This is a genomic window from Hahella sp. KA22 (genome assembly GCF_004135205.1).
In the GTDB taxonomy this organism is placed as follows: Bacteria; Pseudomonadota; Gammaproteobacteria; order Pseudomonadales; family Oleiphilaceae; genus Hahella.
In genome coordinates, this window is record NZ_CP035490.1 from 4,504,361 (window position 1) to 4,522,985 (window position 18,625).

Annotated in this window: 10 protein-coding genes; 9 read left to right on the top strand and 1 reads right to left on the bottom strand. The window is 58.6% G+C overall.

All coding sequences use genetic code 11. From position 1 onward, the window contains the following. Positions 1-43: 43 nt before the first annotated feature. The 9 genes from EUZ85_RS19885 to EUZ85_RS19930 all read left to right on the top strand — a co-directional run bounded on the left by EUZ85_RS19885 (position 44) and on the right by EUZ85_RS19930 (position 18,018). Positions 44-7,918, top strand: a complete 7,875-nt coding sequence (locus tag EUZ85_RS19885) for a non-ribosomal peptide synthetase (RefSeq protein WP_127971214.1) — start codon at positions 44-46, stop codon at positions 7,916-7,918. Between the two features lie 138 nt (positions 7,919-8,056). Further along, positions 8,057-9,748, top strand: a complete 1,692-nt coding sequence (locus EUZ85_RS19890; protein ID WP_127971216.1) for a PhpK family radical SAM P-methyltransferase — start codon at positions 8,057-8,059, stop codon at positions 9,746-9,748. A 70-nt stretch (positions 9,749-9,818) separates the two neighbouring features. Continuing rightward, a complete protein-coding gene (locus tag EUZ85_RS19895; RefSeq protein ID WP_127971218.1) occupies positions 9,819-13,265 on the top strand; it encodes a non-ribosomal peptide synthetase in 3,447 nt (1,148 codons plus the stop codon). Beyond that, positions 13,262-14,179 (top strand): TauD/TfdA family dioxygenase, encoded by a 918-nt coding sequence (locus EUZ85_RS19900; protein WP_127971220.1) that lies wholly within the window; start codon positions 13,262-13,264, stop codon positions 14,177-14,179. Before EUZ85_RS19895 ends, EUZ85_RS19900 begins: the two co-directional genes overlap by 4 nt. A 445-nt stretch (positions 14,180-14,624) precedes the next feature. Further along, positions 14,625-15,362, top strand: coding sequence for a hypothetical protein (locus tag EUZ85_RS19910; RefSeq protein ID WP_127971222.1), 738 nt, complete (start codon positions 14,625-14,627; stop codon positions 15,360-15,362). Continuing rightward, positions 15,281-16,021, top strand: coding sequence for a hypothetical protein (locus tag EUZ85_RS19915; RefSeq protein ID WP_127971224.1), 741 nt, complete (start codon positions 15,281-15,283; stop codon positions 16,019-16,021). Before EUZ85_RS19910 ends, EUZ85_RS19915 begins: the two co-directional genes overlap by 82 nt. Continuing rightward, entirely contained in the window at positions 16,021-16,749 is a 729-nt protein-coding gene (locus EUZ85_RS19920; RefSeq protein WP_127971226.1) for a hypothetical protein, read from the top strand. The genes EUZ85_RS19915 and EUZ85_RS19920 overlap by 1 nt, the downstream gene beginning before the upstream one ends. A gap of 130 nt (positions 16,750-16,879) precedes the next feature. After that, positions 16,880-17,230 (top strand): hypothetical protein, encoded by a 351-nt coding sequence (locus EUZ85_RS19925; RefSeq protein ID WP_127971228.1) that lies wholly within the window; start codon positions 16,880-16,882, stop codon positions 17,228-17,230. Continuing rightward, the gene (locus EUZ85_RS19930) at positions 17,224-18,018 is read left to right on the top strand and encodes a hypothetical protein (RefSeq protein ID WP_127971230.1); all 795 of its coding nucleotides are present in this window, start codon (positions 17,224-17,226) and stop codon (positions 18,016-18,018) included. The genes EUZ85_RS19925 and EUZ85_RS19930 overlap by 7 nt, the downstream gene beginning before the upstream one ends. Before the next feature lie 340 nt (positions 18,019-18,358). Here the strand turns inward: EUZ85_RS19930 and EUZ85_RS19940 are convergent, their stop codons facing one another. Further along, the gene (locus EUZ85_RS19940) at positions 18,359-18,589 is read right to left on the bottom strand and encodes a hypothetical protein (RefSeq protein WP_127971234.1); all 231 of its coding nucleotides are present in this window, start codon (positions 18,587-18,589) and stop codon (positions 18,359-18,361) included. Between the last annotated feature and the right edge of the window lie 36 nt (positions 18,590-18,625).

Genomic DNA, 18,625 nt, shown 5'->3' on the forward strand with positions numbered 1-18,625 from the left:
TAACGACAACCCAAAGAACATAATAACGAGCAAGTACGCCGCTATGACCGAAGCTTCCACCGCCGTACAGATTTATCAATTCCCCCTGTCCTTCGCCCAGGAGCGCCTGTGGTTCCTGCACGAGTTCGAGGGGGACAACGTCGCCTACAACATCAGCGCCGCGCTGCAACTGGAGGGCCCTCTGGACCCCGCCGCGCTGCAGCGGGCGCTGGATACGCTGATCGCCCGCCACGAGATTATGCGCACCCTGTTCGTCAGCGACGGCGGCCTGCCGACCCAGCGGGTGCTGCCGTCCCTGCACATCGCCATCGAGCGCGTGTGGTTCGCCGACAGCGACCTGGAAGCCCGCAAAGCCCGCGCGCAGGCGTATTTCGTGGAGAAGAATCGCCGCCCCTTCGATCTCACTCAGGGGCCGCTGCTGCGGGCCACCCTGGTGGAGTTGGACAGCAGCCGTTCTCACAGTCTGAGCTGGCTGAATCTGTGCATTCATCACATCATCGCCGACGCCTGGTCCGTGGGCGTGATCGTGCGGGAGCTGGCGGCCCTGTACCGCGCCGCCCTGCGCCATCGCCCCTGCGAACTGCCGCCGCCGGCGCTGCAGTATGCGGATTTCGCCGTATGGCAGCGGGAGCGCCTGCAGGGCGATCTGTTGCAGCAGGAACTGGACTTCTGGCGTCAACAGTTGCAAGGCGCTCCCGCGCTGGTGAATCTGCCTCTGGACTATCCTCGCACCCAGCAGCCGTCGCCGGATGCGGACTACGTGCGCATCGATCTGCCCGCGCGTCTGGCGCATCAGGCCCGACATTTCGCCGGCGCGTCCGGCGCCAGCCTGTATATGGTGCTGCTGGCGGCCTTCAATGTGCTGATCGGCCGTCTCAGCGGCCAGCAGGATGTGGTGGTGGGCAGTCTGATCGCCAATCGCAATCAGGCGGATGTGGAAGCCCTGGTGGGCTTCTTCGTCAACACCCTGCCCCTGCGTTGCGATCTGTCCGACGATCCCAACTTCCGCGATCTGGTGCGCCGGGTCAAACATACCGCCCTCAGCGCGTACAATCACCAGGACCTGCCCTTTGAGCGCATGGTGGAGGCGCTGCAGCCTGAGCGGGATCTCAGCTTCCCGCCGTTGATCCAGTTGTTGTTCGTGCTGCAGAACGCGCCCATGGACGCATTCGAACTGGAAGGCGTGCAGGTGACGCCGCTGCGCCTGCCGCAGCCCGGCCAGATCCGCTTTGACCTGGAGGTGTACGGCGAAGAGGACGCCAACGGCTTCCATCTGGACTTCTGGTTCCGCTCGCAGCTGCTGCACAAGGACTCCGTAGAGCGTATGGCGCGCCAGTATCTGACGCTGCTGGAGGCGGCGCTGAACCAGCCGCAGCGCCCCGTGATGGGGCTACCCATGCTGGATCGCGACCAGTATGGCGAACTCAGCCGCGGCTTGTTTCTGGAGGCGCAGCCTTACCCCGATACCCTGTGCATTCATCATTTGTTCGAGCGCCACGCCGAACTGCATCCCGAGCTGACGGCGGTCATGCGGGACGGTCGGTCTCTCAGCTATGGCGAGCTGAACCGTCGCGCCAACCGCCTTGCCCATCTGCTGATCGCGCGCGGGATCAAGCTGGAGGACCGCATCGGCGTCTGCCTGGACCGCTCTCTGGACATGACGGTCGCCCTGCTCGCCGTCTTCAAAGCCGGCGCCGGGTATGCGCCGCTTGACCCGGCTTACCCCACTGAACGCATCGCCTACATGCTGGAGGACAGCGGCGCGCGACTGACCCTGACTCAGCAGGCCGCCAGCGCCCGGCTGCCAGCGGGCGTCGCCACGCTGATGCTGGACGACCTGGAAACCCTGACCGCGGACTGTGAAGACAGCAACCCTCAGCGTCCTGTGGCCGCGGACAATCTGGCCTATGTGATCTACACCTCCGGCTCCACCGGCCTGCCCAAAGGCGTGGCGATTGAGCATCGCTCCGTCGGCGCGCTGATTCACTGGGCGCAGACCCAATACCATCTGGAAGAGTTGGAAGAGGTGCTGGCCACCACGTCCATTTGCTTCGACCTCTCGGTATTTGAGATTTTCGTTACCCTGTGCAGCGGCGGCCGCGTCCATCTGGCGGACAACATGACCGCGCTGGCGGAGCGCGCCGGCGATCTGGACGCCTATTCCAAAGTCAGTCTGATCAATACCGTGCCCTCCGCCATTCAGGCGCTGTTGCGGGCCAACGCCGTGCCGCCGCAGGTGCGCACGGTGAATCTGGCGGGCGAGCCCTTAAAGCAGGAACTGGTGGAGCAGCTCTACGCCTTGCCCCACATTCGCCACGTCTATGATCTCTACGGGCCGTCCGAGGATACCACCTACTCCACCTGCGCCCTGCGACGCCCCGGCGGCAAAGCCAACATTGGACGCCCCATCAGCAATACCCTGATTCATATCATCGACGAGAACCTGCAACTGGTTCCCCGCGGCGTGGCGGGCGAATTATTGATCGGCGGCCGCGGTCTGGCCCGGGGCTACCTGGGCAAGCCGGAGCTGACCGCCCAGCGCTTCATCGCCAACCCGTTTTCCGGCGATCTCAGCGAGCGTCTGTACCGCACCGGAGATCTGGTGCGGGTGAACAGCGACGATCAACTGGAGTATCTGGGGCGTATCGACCAGCAGGTGAAAGTGCGGGGCTTTCGCATAGAGCTGGGCGAAATTGAATCATGTATCAACAGCTTACGAGACAATGATAAGAAACTGGTTAAAGACTGCGTGGTGTCCGTGATCAAATACGACAGCCTGGGTCCCTACCTGGCCGCCTATGTCGTGAGGGCGCCCGGACGCAGCATCGATGCGGATGACCTGAAACGACGGCTGGCGCGTCGCCTGCCTGGCTATATGGTTCCTGAGGCGATCATTACACTGGACGCCATCCCCTTGACCGCCAACGGCAAGACCGACCGCAAGGCGCTGCCGATTCCCCAGCGCAGCGCCCGTGAAACCGAGTACGTGGCGCCCGGTAACGGATTTGAGCAGGCGGTGGCCGACGTATGGGCGGAAGTGCTGCAACAGGAGGTTATCGGCGTACGCGATAATTTCTTTCAACTGGGCGGCCACTCGCTACTGGCGACCCAGATTATCGCCCGCCTCAACCAGCGCTTCGGCGCCGGTCTGACCGTGCGCAATCTGTTCGAGTGTCCCCATGTGGCGGAACTCGCCGCCCTGGTGCGCGAACGCAGCGTCGCCGCCATGGAGACCCCTGCGGAAAAAGCCATCCGTCGCGCGCCCAGCGGCGGCGCCCGCCGCGCTTCCCTGGCGCCGGCGCAGATGCGTCTGTGGTTCCTCAGCAAGATCGACGGCGGCAGCAGCGCCTACAATCTGCACATGACCGTGCGCATTAATGGCGAACTGCATGCGGATCGTTTGCAGGAGGCGTTCGCCTGCGCCTCCGCGCGCCATAAGATTCTGCGCACCACCTTCCATGAAGACGAGGCTCTGGGGGCGGATGGCGCGCCCTATCAACGCATTCACCCGGAGCTGTCCTGTGAATTTCTCCAGGTCAGCGTGGAGTCCCATCCAACGGATCGACGGGAAGCGGAGGCGGAACGGCTGGCCGTGGAAGCGGCGCAGACGCCCTTCGACCTGAGTCGCGGCCCCTTGGTGCGGGTGCTGCTGGTGCGGCTGGCGCCGCGTCGCCATGTCATGTTGCTGGCGATGCATCACATCATCTCCGACGGCTGGTCCATTGGCGTTCTGTTTAACGAAGTGAAGGCGTTCTATCAGGCCATCAACCCGGAAACCTTCGCCCTGGACGCCGCGGCGACGCTCAGTCTGCCGCCCCTGTCCTTGCAATACGCCGACTACGCCGCCGAGCAGATTTTGCGTCTGGAGCGGCCGGAGGCGCAGCGGCAACTGGAATACTGGCGCACGCAACTGGCGGACGCGCCGCCCCTGCTGGAATTGCCTCATGACCGTCCGCGCCCGGCGCAGGCGGATTTCGCCGGCGACACCTTGCCCTTTCATATCGACAGCGGCCTCACTGCGGCGTTGCGCCGCTTCGCCGACGCCGCCGGCGCCAGCCTGTTCATGGTGAGCTGCGCCGCCTTCGCGGCCCTGATGAAGGTGTACAGCCGCCAGCGCGACATCGTCATCGGCGCGCCGGTGGCGAACCGCACCCGGCCCGAGCTGGAGCCGCTGATCGGCTTCTTCGTGAACACTCTGGCGCTACGCATTCGCAGCAAGGAAAACTTTACTTTCAATGAGTTATTGAAGGAAGTTAAAACCGTTTCTCTTGACGCTTATGAGCATCAGGACCCGCCTTTCAACAAAGTGGTGGAGTCGCTGGAGCTGGACCGCGCCCTCAATCACAACCCGTTGTTCCAGGTGATGTTCGTGTTGCAGAACGCGCCCACGGTGACGCGGGAAACGCCGGAACTGGAAATCACCCCGTTCCCGATTCGCCAGCAGCGCGCCGCCTTCGACCTGCTGTTCTCCCTGACCGAGTCCCAGGGACGGATGCACGGCGAGGCGGTCTACAATCGCACCCTGTTCGACCGCGCCAGCATCGAGCGCATGCTGGAGGTGTATCTGGGCCTGCTGGAGCTATGCGTCAACCGCCCGGATGAACCGGTGTTAAGCCTGCCTCTTGCGGCCCCGGCGGAAATTCCCGCCCAGCCGGCCCAGGGGGCGACGCCTCTGCCCGCCCTGATTCAGGATCAATGCGAGCGCACTCCGGACCTGGAAGCCCTGAGCTGGAGTCCCCAGGCCGGCGCGCTGACGGAATGGTCCCGGCTCAACTCCCATGTCAGCTACGGAGAGTTCGCCCGTCTCGCCAATCAGGCGGCGGACTGGCTGCGGGAACAAGGCGTGACGGGCGGCGATGTGATCGCGCTCTGGCTGCCCCGCAGTCCCGAGCTGTTCGTGCTCAAATATGCGGCGCTGAAAATGGGCGTCGCTTACACGCCCATCGATCCCGAGTTTCCTCTGCCCCGGGTGCGGCAAATGCTGGACAGCGCCGCTCCGCGTCTGCTGGTGACAGTGAACGCGCAGCATGGTTGCGAGGACGCGCCCTGCGCCATCGCGCCGCTGCCGCAACTGTGGACGCAACTGTCCCGTCGCCGCGCGGAACCGCCGCCGCTGCCGGACCCGGACTGCATCGCCTACATTCTGTACACCTCCGGCAGCACCGGCGTGCCTAAAGGGGTCGCCATGCCCCAGCGCGCACTGAGCAATCTGGTGGTCTGGCATCGTCAACATCCCCGTTTGAGCGCTCCCGCGCGCACGTTGCAGTTCGCCGCCGTTGGCTTCGACGTCTGCTTTCAGGAATTCGCCGCCACTCTGGCCTGCGGCGGCTCGCTGGTGCTGTGTCCGCCCCGCTTGCGGCAGGACCCGCGCGCCTTGATGGCGTTTATCCGGGAACAAAGGGTAGAGCGCCTGTTTTTACCTTTCGTCGCCTTGCAGCAACTGGCGGAGACCCTGACCGAGGACGAGCCCGGCGACAACGCCATCGTCAGCGACAATCTGCGCGATGTGGTCACCGCCGGCGAACAGTTGCAGATCTCCGCGCCAGTGCGTCGTTTCTTCCGGCAGCGCCCGCACTGTCGCCTGCATAACCACTACGGCCCCACCGAGGCCCACGTGGTGAGCGCCCTGCAACTGGATGATCAGCCTGACCGCTGGCCTGTCCTGCCCGGCATCGGCGCCCCTCTGTGCGGCGTGCAACTGCATATTTTCAATCAACTGGGACAACCTGCGCCCCCCGGCGCGCCCGGCGAGCTTTATATTGGCGGCGTATGCCTCGCCCAGGGCTATGTCGGTCGTGACGACCTGACCGCTGAACGTTTTATCACCACCACCCTCATGAGTTCCCACGGCGAGATCAGTCAGCGCCTGTACCGCACCGGCGATCTGGCGCGCCGCACCGCACAGGGCGATTTCCTGTATCTGGGGCGCATTGATGAACAGGTGAAAATCCGCGGCTTCCGGGTGGAGCCCGGGGAAGTGGAGGCGGTGCTGAACAGCCATGAAGACGTCAAGGCCGCTGCGGTGATCGCCCGGGACGACGGCGCCGGCATGCGCCTGCTGGCCTATGTGGAGCCCCGCCAGGTCGCCGGGTTCGACGTGGCCGACCTGCGCGCCTGGTTACGCAAACGTCTGCCCGATTACATGGCGCCCGCCCGCATCCTGACTGTGGAAAAAATGCCGGTCACCGTCAGCGGCAAGATCAACCGCCGCGCCCTGCCCGCGCCGGACGCGTTGAGCGACGTACCGGAACTGCTGGCGGAGCCGCGCAGCGCCCTGGAGCGGAGCCTGCATGATATGTGGAGCGAATTGCTGGCGCTGCCGCATATCGATATTCGCGCCAATTTCTTTGAGCTGGGGGGGCACAGCCTGCTGGTCACCCGCCTGTTGAACCGCATTCGCGCACGCCTGGGCGTGGACGCCACAGTCAGAGACGTCTTCGAAAATCCCAGTATCGCCGAGCTGGCGGAAAGACTGGCGACGCTGGCTCCCACTGCTACGGATGATGGCGAGCGCTTATGCGCGCAGACCCGTCCCGCCGCGCCGCCGCTTTCCTTCGCCCAGGAGCGCTTGTGGTTTCTGCATCAACTGGAAGGCGCCGCGGCGGGATATAACATGCCTCTCGCCATGGAACTGAAAGGCCCCCTGGACGCTCCGGCGCTGCATGACAGTTTCCGCGACATCATCGCCCGTCATGAGGTGTTGCGCACCCGTTTTCATATGGCGGGTGACGCGCCGGTGCAGGAGGTCCACAGCGACACTGCGCCGGACTGGCGCTTCTTCGATTTGTCCACGCTGCCGGAGCCGGAGCGCGCCGAACAGGTCCGCGAACTGGCGCGCCTGGAAGCCAACTATGCATTCGATCTGAAGAGTGATCGCCTGTTGCGCATTCGTCTGGTGAAGCTGGAAGAGCAACGCCATGTGCTGCTGGCGACCATGCATCACATTATCTTCGACGGCTGGTCCAACGGCGTGTTCGTGCGGGAATTGCAGGCCTTCTATCACAGCCGGCGCACCGGTTCCGCCGCCGGCTTGCCGCCCATGCAGCTGCAATATGCGGACTTCGCCTGCTGGCAGCGCCGCCTGCTCACGCCGCAACGGGTGCAGCAGCATCTGGACTACTGGCGTCAGGAGCTGCAGGACGCGCCAGAGGCCATCCGCCTGCCCCGTCGTCCCCACAGCGAGGCGGCGGGTCTGTGCGCCCTGGCGGTGCAGGATCTGCCGGCGTCTACGGTGACTGCGTTGCAGGAATTCAATCGCCAGCAAGGCAGCTCGCTCTATATGACCATGCTCGCCGCCTTCGCCGCCCTGTTGCAGCGTCTCAGCGGGCAGTCGGACATTGTGGTGGGAACCACGGTCGCCAACCGCAATCGCCAGGAACTGGAGAGTCTGATCGGCTTCTTCGTCAACTCGCTGCCGATCCGGCTGCGTCTGGACGCCAGCGCCAGCTTCCTGGAACTGTTGACTCAGGCGCGCGATAAAACCCTGCAGGCCCAGGCGCATCAGGAACTGCCTTTCGACCTGCTGGTGCGTTCGCTGCAATCCCCCAGAGTGGCGGGCCGCCAGCCTATCTTCCAGGTGGTGTTCGACTTCCAGAACGGCGATGCGCCGGCGTCCGCCGCGCCGCCCAAAGGAGGCTTTCTGGACGATCTGGAAGTGTCCTATCTGCCGGGACAGCGGGGCTCCGCCAAATACGATCTGGTGTTGTCCGTCAACGCCCAGGCGGAGCAAGTGCGTATTGTCTTCGAATATGACCGGGAGCGTTTTACGGCGGAGGAAATCGCCGCGCTGCAGGAGCACTACCAGCATCTGCTGGACGCCGCCGCGCAACGACCCGGAGACAGTCTGCTGTCCCTGGCCGGCGCGGATGGCAAGCCCGCCACCGGCGAAGCGGACGCGGCGGAGGAGTTTGATTTTTAAATTTATGCAGGATTTCTAAGCGACCTGAACAGGTCTCTGCGGCTGAGTACAGATGTCCAGCGCGAGCCAATAACAATAAAGACCCGCCGCCGGCAAACAGCGGTGACGCGGCGGGCTAACAAGGAAGGAAAAGCGGATATGATCGATTGCCTGATTGTCGGAACCAATATGCCGCCCACTCCCGAACACGTGGAGATGGTGCGTTCCGTCGATAATCACGGCGGCGCCTGGCGCGACCTGCGGCTGGCCTTTGTGGAGCATCAGGGGCAGCCGTATACGGCGCTGGATTTGATTAACCATATCTATGACGAAGCCGGCCAGTCCCATCGACAGTTCAACAACCTCGACTTTCTCTGGCCGGCGGTGACCTATCTGGCGTCATTCCTGCGCCGGCGCGGCTTCACCGTGGACTGGGTCAACCTGTTTCAACAGGAAAAAGACGAGATGCGCCGCATACTGCGCAGCGGTCAGGTGCGCACGGTAGCGGTCACCACCACGCTGTATGTGTCGCCGCAGCCCATGATCGAAGTGATCAAGTTCGTCCGCGAGCACAGCGACGCCCATATCATCGTCGGCGGGCCCTATATCTCCGGTCAGGCGGAGGTGCGCAACGCAGACGAGCTGGCCAGTCTGTTTGAATACCTGGGGGCGGATACCTACGTGATCAGCTCCGAGGGCGAACAGGCGCTGGCGCATATCATCAGCGCGCTGCAAAAAGGAGAGCCCCTGGACGGCGTCGCCAATCTGGCCATCCGCGATCCCAAAAGCCTGCTGCGGCCGTTTTCCCGTACCCTGGTGGAGACGGAGTACAACCCTCTGGAGGAAAACCCCGTCGACTATGGCCTGTTTCCGCCGGATCAGCTGTCCCAGTTTATTTCTCTGCGCACCGCCAAATCCTGTCCCTACAGCTGCGCGTTCTGCGGCTTTCCGCAACGGGCGGGCGCTTACAAAACCCTGGCGCCGGACTTGGTGGAGCAGGAGCTGGACCGTATCGCCGCGCTGGGTAATGTGGACACCCTCACCTTTCTCGACGACACCTTCAACGTGCCGAAAAAGCGCTTCAAGGAAATCCTGCGCCTGATGATCCGCAAGCAGTACGGCTTCCGCTGGAATTCGTTTTACCGCAGCGATCAGGGGGATTATGAAACCATCCAGTTGATGCGCGAGGCGGGCTGCGAAGGGGTCTTTCTGGGCATTGAATCCGGCAGCGACACCATGCTCAAAAACATGAATAAAACCGCGCGCCGGCGTAATTTCGCCGAGGCGATTCCGCAATTGCAGGCTGCCGGTATTTCCGCCCACGCCAGCTTGATTGTCGGCTTCCCCGGCGAAACCGAAGACACTATTCGGGAAACGCAATCCCTGATCGAGCAAAGCAAGCCGGACTTCTACCGCGCCCAGTTGTGGTACTGCGATCCGCTGACGCCCATCTGGAAAAACCGCCAGGAGTACGACCTGGAAGGCAACGGTTTCTCCTGGCGCCACCGCACCATGAACAGTGAAACCGCCTGCGACTGGGTGGAGCGTTTGTTCTTCGATATTCGCAATTCCACCTGGTTGCCCCAGCACGGATTCGAACAATGGTCTACTTTCTATCTGCAGCGTCGCGGTTATACCCGCAAGCAGGTGATCGACTATGTGGCCTTGTTCAATTCCACCATCAAGGCGCAGATGGCCGATCCCACGTTGAAGACGATTCCCGCGCCGATACTGCAGCGCATGCGCACTCTATTGTTGGAAAAAACCACGGATGACGCTTTTATGGCGAATATCCATCATAGAAGTAACGAGACAGTCAGCCAGGACGCGCTGGAGAGCTTTGCTTTCTAGTGCGGTTGCGCGGTCGGCGACCATAACAATAAGACTCTCATGAACGGAACAAGGAAAATAAGGAAAGACCATGGCGCAACAAGAAAGCGGTTTTCTGCTTGACGCAAACTCACTCGCGGCAAGGGACTACTGGCGCAAATCCCTGACCAAGGCCATCAGTCCCAGCAACCTGCCTCGCGATTACGACCTCCCCCATAAAGGTCCCAAGTCTTATCAGATATACGGTCTGGCGCTGGACAGCCATCTTTACGACCTCATCATGAAGGTCAGCAAAGGCGGGCACTTTCTTATTTACACGATCGTCACCGCCGGCGTGCAGTTGTGCCTGCAGCGTTACAATCAGGCCTTTTCTTCCGATGGCGACTTCGGCGGCGTCGAGACGCTGGTCACCGGTTCGCCGGCGCGACGGGAGGAAAACGGCGCCGGGCATGACTTTGTTAACGCTCTGCCCATCATCAACAACATTGATCCCGAGGCGTCGTTCAAGACCCTGTTGCTGCAAACCCGCTCGCAGCTGCTGGACGCTTATCAGCATCAGCATTATCAGTGGCGGGAAATGGCGGAAGATTTTGGTCTGTCCTGGCGTCACCACTGCCCGCTGTTCGACGTGGCGGCCCATTACGACGCCCTGCACGGCGAGCTGCCCGCCAACCTGAACAACGACGTCACCGTGAATCTGCTGCAGCGGGCCGGCACGCTCAGTTTCTCTATCGCCTACAACGAGTCGCGCTTTCATCTGCATCGCATCGAACTGTTCGCCGAGCACCTGCAGCAAGTGTTGACCATGGCGTTGGAGCAGCCGGACCTACCGGTGAAACAACTGGACATGCTCACCACCCGCGACTGGAGTCTGCTGGCCAGTTTCAACCTCACCGAGCAGGCGACGCCCGCCAACGCCAATGTGCTGACCCAGTTCCGCGAAGTGGTGTCCCGCTACGGTGGGCATATCGCGCTGCAGACGCCCGGCGTGCAGTTGTGCTACCGCATGCTGGACGAACAATCCAATCAACTGGCGCGGGAGCTGCAAATCTCCGGTCTGGAAAAAGGCGGCCTGGTAGGCGTCTGCTGCCGCCCCGGCTGCGATATGGTGATCGCGCTGCTGGCGGCGCTGAAGGCCGGCGGCGCCTTTCTGCCGCTGGACCCGGATTATCCGGCGGAGCGCCTGCGCTATATGGCGGAAGACTCCGGCTGTCGCCTGTTCCTGGTGGAAAGTCCGGAGGTGGATGCGCCCTTCATTGAGGTGCTGGAAGATCGCGGCGGCTCCGTCATTTATCTCGACGATATCACCTCCTGGCGCCAGCAGTCGCCGCGGCCTCTGGATTACGCGCCCGCCCCTGACGCCGCCGCTTACATGATCTATACCTCCGGCTCCACCGGCGCGCCCAAAGGCGCTTTGCTGCATCACAGCGGCTTGATCAACATGCTGGAAGCGCATATCAAGGCGTTCAGATTACGCAGCGACAGCCGGGTATTGCAGGTGGCGTCATTCAGTTTCGACGCCGCAGTGTCGGAAATCTTCACCGCTCTGTGCGCCGGCGCCCGTCTGGTGCTGGCGCCCCGCGACCGCATCATGCCTGGACCGGATCTGGCTCAGGCGCTACAGGAGTTTGAAGTCACCCACATTACTCTGACGCCGTCGTCTCTGGCGCTGCTGCCGGAGGACGCTGCTCCCGGCCTGCAAACCCTGGTGGTGGCGGGGGAACCCTGTCCGGCGGATCTGGTTCCGAAATGGAGCAAGGGCCGCCTGATGATCAACGCTTACGGTCCCACGGAGGCGACGGTCTGCGCCACTCTCGGCGAAGTGGTGTACAGCGGTCTGCCGCCGGATGTGGGCCAGCCGATTCAGAATATGCAGTGCCATGTGGTCGACGCGCTGGACCGTCCCTGCCCGGTAGGCGTGCCTGGCGAGCTGCTGATCTCCGGCGTTGGCCTGGCCCTGGGCTACCATAACCGTCCAGAACTGAACGACGCCCGTTTCGTGGAGCTGGCGCTGCCCGGGTTATCCGCGCCAAGGCGCTATTACCGCAGCGGCGACCGCGCGCGCTGGCGTCCGGACGGCGCATTGGATTTGCTCGGCAGAACGGATCGTCAGTTCAAGGTGCGCGGTTTCCGTATCGAAGCCGGCGAGCTGGAAACCCAACTGCTGAGCCGGGAGGATATTCAACAAGCCGCCGTCGTCGCCCAGGGCGAAGAGGCGGAGCGCCGTCTGCTGGCCTATGTGGTGCTGGCGCGCACGGCGAAAAAAGGCGAGTTGCAGACGGAAGCCATTCTGGCCTATCTGCGCGAGCGCCTGCCCCCTTACATGCTGCCTGATCTGCTGGTTCCGCTGGATGCGCTGCCGCTGACGCCTTCCGGCAAGACGGATTACGCCGCCCTGGAAGGCATGCATGCCGCCGCATCGCAAAATGAATTTGTCGCGCCGCGCGATGACGTGGAGTTGGGCGTGGCGCGCATCTGGGAACGTTTGCTGGAGCGCAGCCCGGTGGGCGTGACGGACAACTTTTTCGCCCTGGGCGGATTCTCTCTGTTGGCGGTGCGCTTGATGAGCGCGATTCAGCAGGAGTTTCATGTCGCCCTGCCCCTGACCACTCTGTTTCAGCATCCGACCGTGGAGAAACTGGCGGAGCAGGTGCGCAGCGCCCGCAAAGCCCACCCTGAAGACTGGTCGCCGCTGGTGACGCTGACCGCCCGCGGCGAACATCCGCCGCTGTTCTGCGTGCACCCTACCGGCGCCACGGTGCTGTGTTATTACCATCTGGCCGCCAGTTTGGGAGAAAAACGTCCCTTTATTGGAGTGCAGGCCCGAGGCATCGAGCCGGAGCAGCTCCCCTTCGACAATATCCCGGACATGGCGGCGTATTACGCCGACGCGTTGTGCGAGCGTCAGCCCACCGGACCGTTTTATCTGGCGGGATGGTCCTTCGGCGGCGTGGCGGTATTCGAGGTCGCCCGCGTATTGCAGGCGCGGGGTCGTGAGGTCGCCTTCCTGGGTCTGCTGGACTCTTACTCGCCGGACGTGTTCGATGGCGGATTCGAAGCCCACGACGATGCGGAAATCATCAGCTCGCTGCTGGGCGGCATTGCGGATGTGGACCCGGACACCCTGCGCGGCCTGTCCACGGAAGAACAATTGCAGGCGGCCATTCAAGCCACCCGGGAGGCCCAGGCGCTGCCCCAGGGATTCAGCCTGGAGCAGGCGCGTCGCATTCTGCAGGTGAGCAAGTTGAACTACCATGCAGTGGAGTCCTATCAGCCGCAGCCGTACAACGGCAAGATTACGCTATTCCGCCCTCTCGGGGAGGAGCATCTGGCGAAATCCGTATGCCCGGACGATCCCGGTCTGGGCTGGTCCAAGTGGGCGCAACGGGGCGTGGAGGTGGAGTACGTTCCTGGTCGGCACCAGACCATGGTGCAACCGCCCAATGTTGAAACGTTGGCCACTCGTTTGCTGGCGCATCTCCAGCAGGCGGAGTCCTTTACTCCCATGACGACGGAACGGAAGGAGCAGACAGCATGACCACAACCTCACCCATCACTCATCGCATTCCCACCGCCCGGAGTAAAGCGCCAGATCGCCTCCTCGCCTTCACCGGCTATCTGGTGCAGGCGCAGGAGGGCGACACGCTCGACAGCGTGAGCGCCGACGACTTTCATTTCGCCATGGAGCAAAAAGGCGTGGCGCTGTTTCGCGGCTTTGAGGCGACGCCGGAGCGTTTTGGCGACTTTGCGGAGAAATTCAGTTCGCGCCTGATACTCGACCCCACCCGGCAATCCTACGACCGTCGCGTACAGCGCGTACTGTCGGGAACGCTGGGCATCGAGCTGCACAGCGAACATAGCAACAGCCCGTTTACCCCGGACTACATCTGGTTTTACTGCCGCCGCGCCGCCGGCGATCGCGGCCAGACCACCTATTGCGACGGCCTGGAGATATGGCGCGCCCTGAGTGAAACCAGCCGCACCTTCATCGAGAACGTGCGCTTTATCTATCACCGCCTGTTCCCGGAAATGTTCTGGAAGGTATTCGTGGCCTTCATGATCGACGAAGACATACCGGTGGAGGAGATCAACCGCGATCATCTGGAAAAATTATTCAACGGCCTTGAAGGAGTGCGAATAGAGCTTAACGCAGACAACCAGCTCGACTTCAGCTACACCACCTACGTCTACAACCAACTGCCCGGCGGCCACCGCGCCCTGGCCAACAGCCTAACCGGCCCTTACCCAGGCCAGACCATCACCATGGACGACGGCTCCCCCATCCCCCACTGGCTGATGGGAGAACTCAAATCCCTCTACGACCTCCACACCCGCGACATCCCCTGGCGCGACGGCGACATCGCCGTCCTCAACAACAAACGCATGATGCACGGCCGCCGCCCATCAGATGACATGGGAAGAGAGTTGTTTTCTGCGTTGAGTTATGGGTGACGGGGGGAATTAGAAATCCGCATCATCACCGGCGCTTGGGGATAATGCTATTCAACGGCGATGATGGCTTACGCAAGATACTGGGGAGAGGTGGACGCCAAACGAGGCGGATACAGAAGACAGAGCTTGGCCAAGGCCGCCGCGCAAATGGGCATAACCGTGAATGGAGCCCACCGAGCCGTGGCGGCCTGCTTCACCACTGTGGAGGTAATTATCTAAACTCCTTATCGCTGATCTCATGATGGCGGATCTGTCGCCTACCATTGGCTAGCCCCCTTCGCCAGCCAGTGGTGAGAATCCACTGACTGGCCCTTTCCCGTCGTTCCGCTCAGTAAAATTGACCAGAAAAATTTATGCGATTAGGCTGATTCAGCGTTTGCCTGGACTTGGCTACCATACAGTCGATTTTACCTTTCTGAGATACCTTAAATAAGGAGATTTACCCTTGAACGCCCCCGCAAAGAGACCTAAGCCTTCAATCAGTCAGGACAGCCTCACTAATTTCGGCTTTAAACGTGCTTTTGGTAATGCCGCATCCGGCTATATCTTGATGTTTGATGGCGTTGGCAATGAGTCGGGCCGCAGAATCTATATTCCTGGCGGTTCATTGGGAATGCACTTCGCTAAGCTGGTGAAGATGCAGGGAGAGCACACCGAACAACTGATTCTATCCAGGCTTTCGCGTTTAAGATCCTGCGCAGGCGGCTTTCAGTCCTATTCAAACAAACGTGATGCATTTGAGCATGTAGACATCGTTGAAAACCTTAGAATCAGCTACATAATTCGGCAAGACACGGTTGGCGGATTAGGACCAGGCATTTATATCACTGATATCGAGTTTGTGAACCACGCCAAAGGGCATACGCCCGGCTTGTATCATGTAAATATGGTAGAAGGTAAATGGATAGTTTCAGATGTTCCTGAGGATAAGATTGAAACTGAACATGTCGCCGTAAATGGAATGTCCAGGAGCATAAATGAAGCGGCGGAAATTGTTCCGAATATTATTGCTGGCGGATATTCATCAGATGCTGAAAGTATTAGGGATAAGGGCTACACACTTGCATATAACCCCCGACCGCTCTACACACGGGGGACTGAATGGACCACACCAGAGGAAAAGACAAGCTCGGCAGACTTTATGCGCAACTCGTTGCCAAAAGCCTTTACAGCGCTCAGGTAGCAGGCAAAGACGTAAAGTGGACTATCCACGGTGACGGTGCTGAATTATTTCTTAACGCACTGAACAAGCTTCCCCGTCACTTTAAGTTAGACATGCACACTCTATATTTTGGCGCTCCTTCAAAGGCTATTCTGGGAATTCTTGATCACATTCAGATAAAAGAAATAAAGTTGGCGAAAGAGTTTATCAAAAACCAGTCGGATGATTTCCGAGACACGTATGCGAGGACCCAACTGTTATTCCAAGTGGCCCAGCGTGTTAAGGGCTTGGGGCCAGAGTACAAGCTTTACTCTTATAAATTGAAGGGGGACGCACGTAAATCCAGAAATACGGCCATTACCCAGGGGTTGATAGCCTCAAGCGCCGGCCTGTCTATGGGAGGAATCATCGCAGCAATTTCAGCAGATATGTCCGCTGTTTCCGCAATAACTACAGCAGTCGGTGGCTTGTCAGGCTTAGGTAGCACTATCTTTCTTCTATATAAGAACGCTGAATTAATTAGAAACTTATTCGCAACCCATACAATGAACCCCGAAATCAACCCACATATGAATCCACATATGAGTAGTGGCGACTTTAACACCATGGTTGAGGCTAAATATGAAGGTTTAGGGAAATCCTTTATTGGTGTAATGAAGGAACTTGGGAGACGAGTTTAATGCGTTGGCTAAAGCGGCTTCAAGCAACTAAAATGAACCCGTTAGGGCCTGAAATAATCTCTGCGCCTAAAGTTAGCTTTAGTCTTTCAGGGCATGTTATAACTATACCATGCCCTCCTCATGAAATGATTGCGCCTCTTGAAAAGGCCACTGAAAAGTTAAACATATATAATGATACCCTTTTCACTCCGTGGAAAAGTAAGGCAGGCATGTCTCTTCGCCTTCTATACACTGGCTGGCTGTATAAATATAAGCCTTTTGGGGAAGGAGAGTTAGGCTATCTCGCTCTTAGCATAAGGCTTCATAGAAGAGACCCTCACTTTAGATCTGTTGACTCTTTACTTGCCTCTGAAGATATGGAGAAGTGGCTTCTTACATACAGCACAAATCTATGGGGAAGCCTAAACAGAGACCTCAAAGAAAACTCCGGCAATAAAGCTAGACCTATAATCCCAGAAAAGGATTTTTGGCGTTTCCCTAAAACAGGTAGCGATATTAAAAGGCATTCCATAAATAATATAAATTGGTTTTCTTATGTTGTGGACAAGCCCCAAAAGGCAAAGGAACGCCTTTGGCATACGCCAATAACTGACGATCATGAGTTAGCCTTTGACTTTGAAGCTGAACCATTGGGTCGAGATTACTATTCTGAAGAGCACGACTTGGATGGCGCGATAGAACGCACTGTAAAAGAGTTTATAGACAACGTTCACATAACATTCGGTTAGCTCCCCCTTATTTTGGCGCTCCTTCAAAGGCTATATTGGGAGTTCTTGATCACATTAAAAAAAAGAGCTTAACTTGAGAGGAGATGCACGCAAATCCCGAAACACGGCACTTACCCAAGGAGGGATAGCTTTGGCTACCGGCTTATCCATGGGAGGAATTATTGCAGCTATTACAGCAGATATTCCTGTTTATGCAGCAATTGCCGCAGGAGTCGGCGGTGCTAGCGGTATATGTAACACTATATTTCGTATATATAAAAATGCCGAGTTAATTAGAAATCTATTTGCAACCCATACAATGAACCCTGAAATCAACCCGCATATGAATCCGCATATGAGCAGCAGCGATTTCAACAGTATGATTGAGGCTAAATACGACGGGCAGAGCAACGTGGATTTTAATACGCAAGTGATTAAACAGTCGGGAGGATATAAAGAATCCTTCATGGCGTTAATGCGTGAGATGAGGCCGAAATGGTAATGCGTTGGATTAAGCGCTTTCGTGCATCCATAGCAAACCCGCTACGGCCTGATTTCAAATCAGCCCCCACCATTCATTTTGACTTATCCGGAACGATATTAGAGTTTAAATGTCCGCCTAATGAAAAAACGACAAGCGTTCTTAGAACGCCTTCAAAGGTGGATATTTATAAAGATAGTGAATTTGAAGTTTGGAGCGACAAGAAGGGAATGTCTATCATTTTACTTCGCAGGGGGTGGAAGTATTGGGATAAGCCCTTCGGCGAGGGAGCAATAGGCAGCTTAACCTTATATATAAAGTTGCGAAGACGTCATCCGCAAAACCGTGATATTGACAGCCTATTTCTACCATCAGATATGAAAAAATGGCTGCTGGATCACAGCAAGGTAATGTGGGGAGAGGCTAATACTTATTTGTGGGCGCACAGGGAAGACTATGCAGTTCCCATAGATCCTAAAGTGCACTTTTGGGCGTACCCCACGTCTGATGAAGATGTAAAGATAGTAAATATCAATCAGCTTGCCTGGTATCAGATAGTTGCAAGCCTTCCTCAGCGCCCTGATGAAATCGAATACCATCTCCCTATATCTGATGATCACGAAATTGTTTTAATGTTTAAAGCCAGCGCATTAAACAGAGAATATAATGATCCTTCTCATAATATTGCTGAGATCGCCAGGGAGTCGATTGACGAGTTCATGTCGTTTGTATACGTTAGGCTCTCTCCTGAGTATCAAAAGCGGTTTGAAGAAGCAAAGCAGCTAGTAAAAGCCAATCCTTCGGAATAATCCCCAAGCCCTGGGCTCCAATTGCCCGGGGCTAAGTTTTTCTCATGAAATCAGCGAAATAACCTCCTAATCAGCAATGAGCCTACTCAAAGGCTCATTCAACAATAACTGCGAAACAATTACAGGCGCAGCTGAACATAACGATCTTTGGCTTCTGAGGCGTCTTGCCTTTTCTGCGGGCTTGCGAGTTGGCGATATCTATTGCGCGTCGAATCTCGGAAATATTGTCCCGAGACAAACGTCGGCCGCGACCATGAACAGGACAACGTTCTCTTTCACCACTACTGTCTTTTTTGCCGGACATTTATCTACCGTTTTTCAGAAACCTTTTAGCGCGAGTTCAATAACCATACTTTTCCCGCTGAATTTTCTTCGCGTGTTTCTCATTGCCGCGTTTGTAGTTTCCGGTGAGTCTGGCCATCAGTTGTTGCATGTCTCCGAATGAGGCGCTGTCCGCCTCTTCGGCGAATTGGCGGGCTTTGTCGCCACGCAGCGTCGTGGCTTTCCTGCCGTGATGATAGATAGTGACTTCGTTGTCTTTGACAATATAAGTAAAGTTGAGGTCTTCCATTGTTATTCTTCTCTGTGTTGCGAGGAACCGGGCGGC